General features: G+C 66.2%; 10 protein-coding genes. 5 read left to right on the top strand and 5 right to left on the bottom strand.

Going from position 1 to position 11,835, the window contains the following annotated elements; all coding sequences use genetic code 11:
- Positions 1-35: 35 nt before the first annotated feature.
- Together AC13GF_RS19760 and AC13GF_RS19755 are read right to left on the bottom strand one after the other, a co-directional pair.
- Positions 36-1,700: a CTP synthase gene (locus tag AC13GF_RS19760; RefSeq protein ID WP_032130113.1), complete on the bottom strand. Its 1,665-nt coding sequence runs from the start codon at positions 1,698-1,700 to the stop codon at positions 36-38.
- 400 nt (positions 1,701-2,100) lie between these two features.
- Positions 2,101-2,334 carry a hypothetical protein gene (locus AC13GF_RS19755; protein ID WP_005416022.1) on the bottom strand — a complete coding sequence of 78 codons (234 nt, stop codon included), beginning with the start codon at positions 2,332-2,334 and terminating at the stop codon, positions 2,101-2,103.
- Between the two features lie 172 nt (positions 2,335-2,506).
- On the opposite strand from AC13GF_RS19755, the gene parE reads away from it, so the two are divergent.
- The 3 genes from parE (at position 2,507) to AC13GF_RS19740 (ending at position 6,807) form a co-directional block, all read left to right on the top strand.
- Positions 2,507-4,396, top strand: a complete 1,890-nt coding sequence (parE, locus tag AC13GF_RS19750; protein WP_019338185.1) for a DNA topoisomerase IV subunit B — start codon at positions 2,507-2,509, stop codon at positions 4,394-4,396.
- A gap of 226 nt (positions 4,397-4,622) precedes the next feature.
- Positions 4,623-5,201 carry a GNAT family N-acetyltransferase gene (locus tag AC13GF_RS19745; protein WP_049421510.1) on the top strand — a complete coding sequence of 193 codons (579 nt, stop codon included), beginning with the start codon at positions 4,623-4,625 and terminating at the stop codon, positions 5,199-5,201.
- Positions 5,202-5,310: 109 nt separating this feature from the next.
- Positions 5,311-6,807: a S10 family peptidase gene (locus AC13GF_RS19740; RefSeq protein ID WP_483005739.1), complete on the top strand. Its 1,497-nt coding sequence runs from the start codon at positions 5,311-5,313 to the stop codon at positions 6,805-6,807.
- A gap of 372 nt (positions 6,808-7,179) precedes the next feature.
- On the opposite strand, the gene AC13GF_RS19735 is transcribed toward AC13GF_RS19740, so the two are convergent.
- A complete protein-coding gene (locus AC13GF_RS19735) occupies positions 7,180-8,301 on the bottom strand; it encodes an inorganic phosphate transporter (protein WP_006431323.1) in 1,122 nt (373 codons plus the stop codon).
- A 13-nt stretch (positions 8,302-8,314) separates the two neighbouring features.
- Complete coding sequence (locus tag AC13GF_RS19730; RefSeq protein ID WP_004152833.1) at positions 8,315-8,941, bottom strand: DUF47 domain-containing protein; 627 nt, start codon at positions 8,939-8,941, stop codon at positions 8,315-8,317.
- A 292-nt stretch (positions 8,942-9,233) separates the two neighbouring features.
- Here AC13GF_RS19730 and AC13GF_RS19725 point away from each other — a divergent pair, with 292 nt between their 5' ends.
- Both AC13GF_RS19725 and AC13GF_RS19720 read left to right on the top strand, forming a co-directional pair.
- Positions 9,234-10,538, top strand: coding sequence for a hemolysin family protein (locus tag AC13GF_RS19725; protein WP_295558195.1), 1,305 nt, complete (start codon positions 9,234-9,236; stop codon positions 10,536-10,538).
- Positions 10,522-11,181 carry an exopolysaccharide biosynthesis protein gene (locus tag AC13GF_RS19720; protein WP_483005738.1) on the top strand — a complete coding sequence of 220 codons (660 nt, stop codon included), beginning with the start codon at positions 10,522-10,524 and terminating at the stop codon, positions 11,179-11,181. The genes AC13GF_RS19725 and AC13GF_RS19720 overlap by 17 nt, the downstream gene beginning before the upstream one ends.
- A 102-nt stretch (positions 11,182-11,283) precedes the next feature.
- Here the strand turns inward: AC13GF_RS19720 and AC13GF_RS19715 are convergent, their stop codons facing one another.
- Positions 11,284-11,781, bottom strand: coding sequence for a pyridoxamine 5'-phosphate oxidase family protein (locus tag AC13GF_RS19715; protein ID WP_483005737.1), 498 nt, complete (start codon positions 11,779-11,781; stop codon positions 11,284-11,286).
- Positions 11,782-11,835 lie beyond the last annotated feature (54 nt).

Below are 11,835 nucleotides of genomic sequence, written 5' to 3'. Positions count from 1 at the left end.
CGTGCAAGATGGGGGCCGACGGCCCCCATCACAAGTCAGGCGCGGGCTTCCTGCAGCAGCTTGCCGCCGGCCTTGCGCTCGCGTGCGGCACGGATGAAACCGATGAACAGCGGATGGCCGTCACGCGGCGTGGACAGGAATTCCGGGTGCGCCTGGCAGGCCAGGAACCACGGGTGGGCATCGCGCGGCAGTTCGACCACTTCCACCAGGGTGTCGTCCATCGACTTGCCGGCGATCACCAGACCTGCATCTTCCAGCTGGGTGCGGTAGCGGTTGTTGAACTCATAGCGGTGGCGATGACGCTCGGCGACCACGTCCTTGCCGTACAGCTCGCGGGCCAGCGTGCCCGGCTTCAGGCGCTGCTCCTGCAGGCCCAGGCGCATGGTGCCACCGAGGTCGCTCTTGTCATCACGCTTTTCGACGTCGCCGGTTGCCGTGCGCCACTCGGTGATCAGGCCGATCACCGGGTTCGGCGACTGGCGGTCGTTCTCGGTGCTGTTGGCACCCTCCAGGCCGACCACGTTGCGGGCGTAATCGACGACGGCCGCCTGCATGCCGTAGCAGATGCCGAAGTACGGCACGTGCTGCTCGCGGGCGAACTTCGAGGTCAGCACCTTGCCCTCGAAACCACGGTCACCGAAGCCACCCGGCACCAGGATGCCGTCGACATCGGCCAGTGCGGCCATGTCGGTGCCTTCCAGGTCCTGTGCTTCCAGCCACTTCAGGTTGACCTTGGTGCGCTGGCGCAGGCCGCCGTGCTTCAGTGCTTCGCCGACCGACTTGTAGGCATCCTGGTGATCGACGTACTTGCCGACCACGGCGATGGTCACTTCGTCCAGCGGATGCAGGGTCGCATCGACCGCGTCCTCCCACATCGACAGATCGACCGGACCGACCTTGTCGGCCAGCTTCAGCTGGTTGACCACGATCTCGTCCAGGCCCTGCGCGTGCAGGCCCGACGGAATGCGGTACAGCACGTCCACGTCCGGCACGCTGATCACGGCGCGCTCGGAGACGTTGGTGAACTGGGCGATCTTGCGGCGCTCCGAATCCGGCACCGCCTGTTCCGAACGGCACAGCAGCACGTCCGGCTGGATGCCGATCGAGCGCAGTTCCTTCACCGAGTGCTGGGTCGGCTTGGTCTTCAGCTCACCGGCGGCGCCGATGTACGGCACCAGGGTGAGGTGCATGAACAGCGCCTTCTCCGGGCCACGCTCGGTGCGCACCTGGCGGATCGCTTCCAGGAACGGCAGCGACTCGATGTCGCCGACGGTACCGCCGATCTCGACCAGGGCCACGTCGTAGCCTTCGGTGGCTTCGTCAATGCAGCGGCGGATCTCGTCGGTGATGTGCGGAATGACCTGCACGGTCGCGCCCAGGTAGTCGCCGCGGCGCTCCTTGCGGATCACGTTCTCGTAGATGCGGCCGGTGGTGACCGAGTTCTTGCGGCTCAGGCGGGTGCGCACGAAGCGCTCGTAGTGGCCGAGGTCGAGGTCGGTCTCGGCGCCGTCGTCGGTGACGTAGACCTCACCGTGCTGGAACGGGCTCATGGTGCCCGGGTCGACGTTGATGTACGGGTCGAGCTTCATCATCGTGACCTTCAGGCCACGGGCTTCAAGAATGGCGGCCAGCGACGCGGCGGCAATGCCTTTGCCGAGCGAGGACACCACGCCGCCGGTTACGAAAATCAAGGGAGTCATGGCTGCAAGCATCCTGTCTGGAAATGGAAAACGGCAGCACCACGCGCACCCGGAGGGCGGGCATGGTGCTCAGAGGGGGTTTTCCGGTTCGCTGTGGCAGCGAGGGAGGCGCGGATCCGTGCGGCGGCAGGCGCCGGACGGGGACCACCGTGCGAGGTCGGGGCGGCCGTGCCGGTCAAATCGACCGTCACCTGCGACCCGCCATGCTGGAAGCCACGCTTGGCCGCTCCAGCCCATTCGCAAATGGTGGACACGCACTTACTCCCGGAAAGCCATAGTTTACAGATTGATGGCCGCCAACCCAAGAGGCAGATGGCACGTCACTAAAAAGAAACGCCCCGCAAAGCGGGGCGTTCCGGAGCGCAACCCTTGTCGCAAGGGCGCCTGGCAGGTTGCGGGATCAGCGCTTCTTACGCGCTTCTTCCTCTTCTTCCTGCTGCGGGGCCGGCTGGCCCTGCGCCTTCATTTCGGCATTGGCCTGGGCCCGACGCTTGGCCTTGGCATCGGCCTCGGCCTGCGCCTTGTCGGCCTGGTCACCCTGCTGCGGGGCCGGCTGGCCGGCGTTCTGCGCCACCACCAGCGGCACTGCAACAGCGGCAGCGGCCAGGATCGCAATGGTCAGCAACTTCTTCATGAGGTCCTCCTCGCGGTATGGCTTGGATGTTTCGACCCAACAGGGGTCGCCGGCGTTCAGACTCCAGCGGCTGCCATTTTACCCCCTCTGCGTCGCCGAGACTGAACCGCAGGCGTGCAAAATCCCGTGCCAGACCCCACACTTGCCCGTCGCTCCAAGCTTTCGAAGACAGATGAACGCCCGTTATAACGCCGCCGATATTGAAGTCCTGTCCGGCCTTGACCCGGTCAAGCGCCGTCCCGGCATGTATACCGACACCGCGCGCCCGAACCACCTGGCGCAGGAAGTGATCGACAACTCGGTGGACGAGGCCCTCGCCGGCCACGCCCGCTCGATCGAGATCACCCTGTACAAGGACGGCAGCGTGGAGGTCAGCGATGACGGCCGTGGCATGCCGGTGGACATCCATCCGGAAGAGAAGATCCCGGGCGTCGAGCTGATCCTGACCCGCCTGCATGCCGGCGGCAAGTTCAGCAACAACAACTACACCTTCTCCGGCGGCCTGCACGGCGTCGGCGTCAGCGTGGTCAACGCGCTGTCGACCCTGGTGGAAGTGCACATCAAGCGCGAAGGTGCCGAACACCGCATCACCTTCCGCAACGGCGACCGCGCCACCCCGCTGGAAGTGGTCGGCAGCGTCGGCAAGAAGAATACCGGCACCCGCGTGCGCTTCTGGCCCGACCCGAAGTACTTCGACACGCCCAAGTTCGCGGTGCGCGCGCTCAAGCACCTGCTGCGCGCCAAGGCCGTGCTGTGCCCGGGCCTGACCGTGAAGCTGACCGACGAAGCCACCGGTGAAGTCGATACCTGGTACTACGAAGACGGCCTGCGCGATTACCTGAAGCTGGAGCTGGGCGATCGCGAGATGCTGCCGGCCGAGCTGTTCGTCGGCAACCTGAAGAAGGACACCGAGATTGTTGACTGGGCCGTGGCCTGGCTGCCGGAAGGCGAGCTGGTGCAGGAAAGCTACGTCAACCTGATCCCCACTGCCCAGCACGGCACCCACGTCAACGGCCTGCGTACCGGCCTGACCGAGGCGCTGCGCGAGTTCTGCGACTTCCGCAACCTGCTGCCGCGTGGCGTCAAGCTGGCCCCGGAAGACGTGTGGGACCGCGTGTCGTTCGTGCTGTCGCTGAAGATGACCGACCCGCAGTTCAGCGGCCAGACCAAGGAACGCCTGTCCTCGCGCCAAGCGGCCGGCTTCATCGAAGGCGCCGCCCACGATGCGTTCAGCCTGCTACTGAACCAGAACGTGGAACTGGGCGAGAAGATCGCGCAGATCGCCATCGAGCGCGCCAGTGCGCGCCTGAAGACCGAAAAGCTGGTCGTCCGCAAGAAGGTCACCCAGGGTCCGGCCCTGCCCGGCAAGCTGGCCGACTGCATCAGCCAGGACCTGTCGCGCACCGAGCTGTTCCTGGTGGAGGGTGACTCGGCAGGCGGCAGCGCCAAGCAGGCGCGTGACAAGGACTTCCAGGCGATCCTGCCGCTGCGCGGCAAGATCCTCAACACCTGGGAAGTGTCCTCCAACAGCGTGCTGGCGTCGGAAGAAGTGCACAACCTGGCCGTGGCCATCGGCTGCGACCCGGGCAAGGACGACATTGCCGGCCTGCGCTATGGCAAGGTCATCATCCTGGCCGACGCGGACTCGGACGGCCTGCACATCGCCACCCTGCTCACCGCGTTGTTCCTGAAGCACTTCCCGGCGCTGGTCGATGCCGGCCACGTATTCGTGGCGATGCCACCGCTGTTCCGCATTGATGTGGGCAAGCAGGTGTTCTACGCCCTGGACGAGGAAGAAAAGCGCTCGATGCTGGACAAGATCGAACGCGAGAAGATCAAGGGCGCGATCAACGTCACCCGCTTCAAGGGCCTGGGCGAGATGAATCCGCCACAGCTGCGCGAGTCGACCATTCACCCCGATACGCGCCGCCTGGTGCAGTTGACCGTGGACGATGGCGAGCAGACCCGCTCGCTGATGGACATGCTGCTGGCCAAGAAGCGCGCCTCCGACCGCAAGGGCTGGCTGGAGTCGAAGGGCGATCTGGCTTCGCTGGAAGTCTGATACCGGCGCGGGGGTCGGATCCGTTTCCTGCCGGGAAACGGCTCTGACCCGGTTGCCCGGTTGCCCGGTAGTGCCGGCCGCTGGCCGGCAACCTCGACATCCGCGTGATCCAGGCAGAACTGCCGGCCAGCGGCCGGCACTACCGGTTCATGCGCCCTTGGCATTACGCCCCCATCGGCAAACCCGGCGGCGCCATAATGCGCGTCCATCCGCGTGGACCATCGTATTGGCCAGCCACTCGCTGCTGTTCCCGGGCCTGCCGCTGCACAGCGCGCGCCTGGTCCTGAGCCCGATCCGCCGCGACGATGCGGCCGCCCTGTTCGCGATCCAGTCCGATCCGGACGTGATGCGGTTCTGGAACCACCCGGCGTGGACGCGACCGGCCGAGGCGCGCGCGCAGATCGACGATGACCTGGCCGCACAGGCCACCGGCACCCAGCTCAAGCTGGCCGTGCGCGAAACGCTGGACGGCCCGTTGCTGGGCATCTGCGTGGTGTTCGCCCTGGACCGCGATGCCGCTCGCGCCGAGATCGGCTATCTGCTGGCCCCCGACAGGCAGGGCCAGGGCTACATGCACGAAGCGCTGCAGCACCTGCTGGACTACCTGTTCCAGACCCTGCGCCTGCATCGCGTGGAAGCTGAAGTCGACCCGCGCAACCGGCCCTCGGCACACGTGCTTGAACGGCTGGGCTTCCACCTGGAGGGCGTGCTGCGGCAGCGCTGGCGCATCCAGGGCGAACTGTCCGATTCGGCGGTATACGGCCTGCTGGCTGACGACGACGTGCGCACACCCCTGCCCGCTTGACCCAATCTGGCCAGTGGCGGCCTCGACGCGCGGCCATGCCTTTGGACACATACGGCCTGCCCGCCACCGGCCTAGCATCGAAACCCCCTTCCGCTGCCAATCCGGTGCCATGAAGTCCCTGCTGCATACTGCCGCGCTCTGCGTCGGCCTGCTCATCGCCCCTGCCAGCGTGCTGGCCGCGCCTGACGCCGAGGCCAAGCCCGACCCGAAAGACGACAAGACCGAGGCGCCTGCGCTGCCCGCCGATGCGTCGGCCCGCCAGAGCATGCGCCTGGCCGGCCGCACCCTGGACTACACCGCCACCGTCGGCACCCTGCCGGTGCGCGATGCCAAGGGCAAGGTGATCGCCGATGTGGTGTTCACCGCCTATACGATGCCGGGCAAGGACCGGCCGGTGACCTTCGCGCTCAACGGCGGCCCGGGTGCATCGTCGGTCTATCTCAACATGGGCGCGATCGGGCCCAAGGTGGTCACCTTTGGTTCGGAGGGTGACAGCGCCTCGGCACCCGCCACCCTGCACGACAACCCGGGCACCTGGCTGGACTTCACCGACCTGGTGTTCATCGACCCGGTCGGCACCGGCTTCAGCCGCGCGCGCATCGGCGATGACGAGGCGAAGAAGCAGTTGTACAACCCCAGCGCCGACATCGAGTACCTGTCGCGCTCGATCTACGACTGGCTGCTGCGCAACCAGCGCATGGGCGCACGCAAGTACCTGACCGGCGAAAGCTACGGCGGCTACCGTGGCCCGCGCATCACCCACTTCCTGCAGACACGGCTGGGCGTGGCGATGAACGGCCTGGTGCTGGTCTCGCCCTACCTGAGCCCGACCCTGGAAGACAACGTCGATGTCTCGCCGATGGCCTGGATGCAGACACTGCCGTCAATCGCCGCCGCGCACCTGGAGCGCCAGGGCAAGCTGACCGATGCGGCGATGCGCGAGGTGGTGGAATACACCCGTGGCGACTACGCCACCGCGCTGATGAAGGGCCGCAGCGATCCGCAGGCGACCGAGGCGATGCTGCGCCGGGTGACCGCGCTGACCGGGCTGGACCCGCAGTTCGTGCGCCGCGCCGGTGGCCGCCTGGAGACCCAGGCCTATCTGCGTGAGGTGTTCCGCGACAAGGGCACGCTGGGCAGCCGCTACGACTCGAACGTGACCGCGTTCGATCCGTTCCCGAATGATCCGGAGCAACGCGCCAATGATCCGCTGTTGGACAGCATCATTGCGCCGACCACCACGGCGATGGTCGACTTCGTGACGCGCGTGGTGGGCTGGAAGGTCGATGCGCGCTACCAGGCGCTGAACTACGACGTGAACCGGCTGTGGGACCGCGGTGGCGAGCTGCGCCAGGGGGCGGTGACCCAGCTGCGGCAGGCGGTGGCGATCGATCCGCATCTGCAGGTGCTGATCGTGCATGGCTGGAATGACCTGTCGTGCCCGTTCATGGGGTCGATCCTGACGGTGGACCAGATGCCGGCGATGGGCAGCAACCCGGATCGGGTGCAGGTGCGCAGCTATCCGGGCGGGCACATGTTCTACAGCCGGGCGGACAGCCAGGCGGCGTTCCGTAAGGATGTGCAGGCGCTCTTCCAACGTAATTGAGGGGTTCGGCCGGGCCTGGCGGCCCGGCACCCGCCGGATCAACGGCGACTGCAACGGCAACATCAAAAGCCGGGTTTCCGTGGGCTGGCGAGGTGGGGTGGGATTGCAGGACACGCCGTAAACCCATCCCTGGGGGCTCGATGGCGCCATCCATGGCGCCAACGGTCCTGCAACCCCACCCCACCCCGCCGCTGACAGGTTCCTGCTGCTGTTGGTGGGTGCCGACCGTTGGTCGGCACGGGATCGGATCCCTGTTTCTGCTCTGGTAGGTGTCGACCTTGGTCGACACGATGTGTCCGGAAGAATTCTCTGCCCATGAAAAAAGCCCGCCGGTATCCGGCGGGCTTCTTCGTGTGCACCTTGGCGCGACGATCAGGTCCAGCCGAACAACTCGAACAGCTTCAGGATCAGGTACGCACAGCCGCCGGCTGCCGGGATGGTCAGGATCCAGGCCCAGACGATGCGTTCGATCACGCCGAACTTCAGCGAGCGCGGGTTCTTGGCGAAGCCGACGCCCATGATCGCGGTGGAGATGCTGTGCGTGGTCGAGACCGGCATGCCGAAGTGGGCGGCCAGGGTCAGGATGGTGGCCGAGCTGGTCTCCGCGGCGAAGCCGTGGATCGGGTGCAGCTTGACCATCTTGTGGCCCAGGGTCTTGATGATCTTCCAGCCGCCCGAAGCGGTACCGGCAGCCATCACCACCGCACAGGTCAGCACGATCCACATCGCGATGCCGTCACCGGCATGCGCGTCCGGGTGCATGAAGGCCAGCCAGGACGGCAGGTCGTTCAGTGCGCCGGTAGCTTCGGCACCGATCAGTGTCATGGCGATGATGCCCATGGTCTTCTGCGCGTCGTTGTGGCCGTGGGCGAAGCCCATGTAGGCCGCCGAGGCGATCTGGGCCTTGCCGAAGAACGCGTTGACGATGCGCGGGCGGGCCAGGCGGCCGATGGCACCACCGATCTTGGCCAGGCCGGCGATCAGGCCCCACAGCAGCACCATCACTACGATGCCAAGCAGGAAGCCGGCGATCGGCGAGGTGATCATCGGCACGAACACCTTCCACAGCAGGCCCTTGTTCTGCGCCCAGCTGCCCAGGCGTTCAGACCAGATCAGAGCGTCCCAGTTGTTGTGGGCCGCGGCCAAGCCGGCGCCGCAGAGGCCACCGATCAGGGCGTGCGAGGACGAGGACGGCAGGCCCTTCCACCAGGTGATCAGGTTCCAGATGATGCCGCCCAGCAAGGCGCACAGGATCACCTGCGGGGTGACGTCGACCACGTTGGTGTTGAGCAGGCCCGACGCGATGGTCAGCGCCACCGCGGTACCGGTCAGTGCACCGATGAGGTTCATGAAGGCGGCCAGCATCACCGCCCAGCCGGGCGAGAGCACCTTGGTCGCCACCACGGTGGCAATGGAGTTGGCGGTGTCGTGGAATCCGTTGATGAACTCGAAGACGAGTGCGGCCAGGATCACCACCAGGACAAGGGTCAACATGCGGCGGCGTCCGTCAGCTGTTCTTCAACACGATCTGGTACGCCACCACGCCGGCCTCGCGGCAACGGTCGATGGCCTTTTCCAGGATCTCGAAGAATTCCTTCAGCAGGAACATCTGCAGGTTGTCCAGGCGACCGGAGTAGATGTCGCGGTACAGCTCCAGCATCAGGCGGTCGGCCTCGTTCTCCAGCGAGCGCAGCTTCTCGTTGAGCGCGGTCATCCGGTCCAGGTTCATGTGGCGCAGGTCGGCCACCATCTCCACCACCACGCCGGCAGCCTGTTCCAGCATCGCCGCGCGCGGCGCGAAGTCGATGTGCTCCAGGTGGGTCGTGGCCAGCGAATAGCGATCGGCGAACTTCTCGATCTGCTTGGGAATCTTGTACAGCGCCGAGCCCAGCGCTTCGATGTCTTCGCGCTCGATCGGGGTCATGAAGCTGTCCACCAGCGCCTGGCTGATCTTGTCCGAGGCCGCGCGTTCGCGCAGGCGGGCCAGCTTGAAGGCGTCCAGCGCGGGCTGGCGGTCGGCCTCGCGCAGCATGGAATGCAGCGCCTTGGCGGCGTCGGAAGCCGCGACAGCAGCCTCATCGAGCAGGGTGTAGAACTGTTTGCCGGAACCGAAAATGGTCTGCAGAGAGAACATTGAGAAACCTGTCAGCCGTCGCGGGAAGGACGGCACCAGACGGAATTATGACGGCTAGATGACCATCACGGGTATCCCCGCCCCCTTTCGGGGCTCTGGAACCCTCAACCTGAACAGGCGGTTGCCACCCTGCCACGCCCCTTTGCTAAGATGCCAGCGCGCCTTCGGGCGCACCTTATGGACGACGACCCTTATCCCCCAGCGCCGCGCCGGACCCTGTTCCTGAGCGCCAGCCGCCATCGCCAGCACCCGCCCTCCCTGCCACCAACCGGGGACGACGCCCGTGTTTGAAATGATCCTGATTGTCTTCGCGCTTGTTCTGCTGAACGGCTTCTTCGCCATGTCCGAGATGTCGGTCATGACCTCGCGCAAGAGCCGCCTCAAGCAGATGGCCGCCACCTCCAAGCGGGCCGCCAAGGCGCTGGAGCTGTCGGAGAAGCCGGAGAGCTTCCTGTCCACCGTGCAGATCGGCATCACCGTGATCGGCGTGCTGACCGGCTACCTCGGCGGTGAGGCGCTGGGCGAGGCCTTCGGCGGCTGGATCCAGGGCCTGATGCCGGGCTTTGCCTATGCCGGCAACATCGGCACCGCGCTGGCGGTCAGCCTGATCACCTTCATCACGCTGATCTTCGGTGAACTGGTACCCAAGCGCCTGGCGCTGACCCGCTCGGAGGCCATCGCCGGCCTGGTCGCGATGCCGATGAGCTGGCTGGCCAAGCTGGCGCTGCCCTTCGTCTGGCTGCTGTCCAAGACCACCCAGCTGGTGCTGCGCCTGTTCGGCCTGGGCAAGGATGAAGTCGCCTCGGTGACGGAAGAAGAGATCCGCATGCTGGTGGCCGAAAGCCACGAGGCCGGCGTGATCGACGCCCACGAGCGCGACATGATGAACCGCGTCATGCGCCTGGGCGACCGCACCGCCGACAGCCTGATGACGCCGCGCAACCGCATCGCCTGGCTGGATACCCAGGGCGGGCTGGAGCGCAATCTGGAAATCATGGCCGAGCACGAGTTCTCCCGATACCCGGTGTACCGCGACAACGACATGGACGTGGTCGGCGTGCTGGAACTGAAATCGCTGGCCACGCGCATGGCGCGCGGCGACAACGCGTTGTTCCAGACCCTGCGCGAGCCGCTGTACGTTTCCGAATCGACCCACGCGATGAAGCTGCTGGAGATCTTCCGCGAGGAACAGCAGTCGATGGCGCTGGTGGTGGACGAATACGGCGAGATCCAAGGCCTGGTGACCATCAGCGACCTGATGGGCGCCGTGGTCGGCCGCCTGCAGGCGGTGGAGAACGCCGACGAGGATGCGCTGGTGGTGACCCGCGAGGACGGCTCGCTGCTGGTGGACGGCTCGCTGCCGATCGAGGACCTGCGCGAGCTGATCGGCAGCAACGACCTGCCCGATGCCGAGGATGGCGACTACTACACGCTGGCCGGCATGTGCATCCACTACTTCGGCCGCATTCCGCACGCCGGCGAATACTTCGACTGGGCCGGCTGGCGCTTCGAGGTGGTCGACCTGGACGGTGCGCGGGTGGACAAGCTGCTGCTGCGCACGCTGTCCGACGAGCAGGCCGATGAGCTCACCGCCTGAGGCCGGCCAGGGTCCGGGCCAGCAGCGCCCGGCCTACCGTAACGAGGGCATCCGCACCCTGCTGGAGATGTTCGCCTCCGGCGATCCCACCGAGCACATGCCGCTCGGCCAGATCCTGTGCAACCTGCAGCAGGGCGCATTCGGCGTGTTCCTGTTCGTGGCGATCCTGCCGTCGTTCATCCCGATCCCGGGCATGGGCGGTGCAGTCAGCGGTCCACTGGTGATCCTGATCGGCCTGCAGATGCTGTGCTGCCTGCGCCGCCCCTGGCTGCCCGGCTTCATCGCCCGCCGCGGGCCAAAGCGCAGCACCATGCACCGTTTCCTGGACCGCATCGACCGCCCGCTTCGGCGCCTGGACAAGATGCTCAAGCCGCGCCTGCCGCAGCTGCTGACACCGCTGCCGGCGCACGCCTTCAGCGGCCTGCTGCTGGTGTTGCTGGGCCTGCTGCTGTCGCTGCCGATTCCCTTCACCAACTTCCTGTTCGGCTTCCAGCTGCTGCTGTTCTCGCTGGCGCTGCTGGAACGCGATGGCGCGCTGATGCTGTTCAACTGGATCGCGGCGCTGGCGGCGATCGCGTTCTTCGGTTTCAGTTCGGGGCAGCTGGTGGGCTATATGGTGGAGTTGTTCCAGCGCTGGTTCTGAGCCGGAATCCACCGGGGTCGCCCCATCCACGCATGGCGTGGATCTACTGGGAAACACGCGTGCCTGGAATCAGTAGATCCACGCCATGCGTGGATGAAGCTCTCAGCGCAGATCGATGAACCCGTTGTCGGCCAACGCCGCCGGTTCGTCCTGCACCGCCGACAGCACGAAACTCAGCGCCGTGCCCAGCAGCGTGCCCGGCCCATCCCAGTACTCGGCCGAGTCGGCGCGCACTTGGATCAGGCGCAGGTTCGGGTCGTCCTTGCCGCCTGGGAAGAACAGCTTCATCGCCGGCGACCACAGCGCCTCGATCTTCGCGCGATCATCGACAACCCGCGCGCGTCCCGCCACAGACACATAGGTATTCTTCGATGGCGAGGCATAGGCCACGTTGACGCGCGGATCGAGCGCGATCTCGGCCACCTTCGGGCTGTCGGCAGTGATGACGAACCACAGGTCACCGTCGAAAGTGACCTGCTGGGTGGCCAGCGGCCGGCTGTAGAGCCTCCTGTCGACGCCGGTGGTGGTGAACATCGCCACCTCCACGTCCTTGATCAGATCTGCCAGCTGGGCAATGTGTTCGGCGCGGGTGTCGGCCATGAGGGGGCTCCTTCGATATGAGCCCCCATCAGACGCGGTTCGGCCGCAATGGGC

The sequence above is a fragment of the Stenotrophomonas sp. 22LJNL06-5-1 genome (assembly GCF_056861455.1).
The sequence above is the reverse complement of the archived record's forward strand: the minus strand, read 5'-3'. Positions and strand labels throughout refer to the sequence as shown.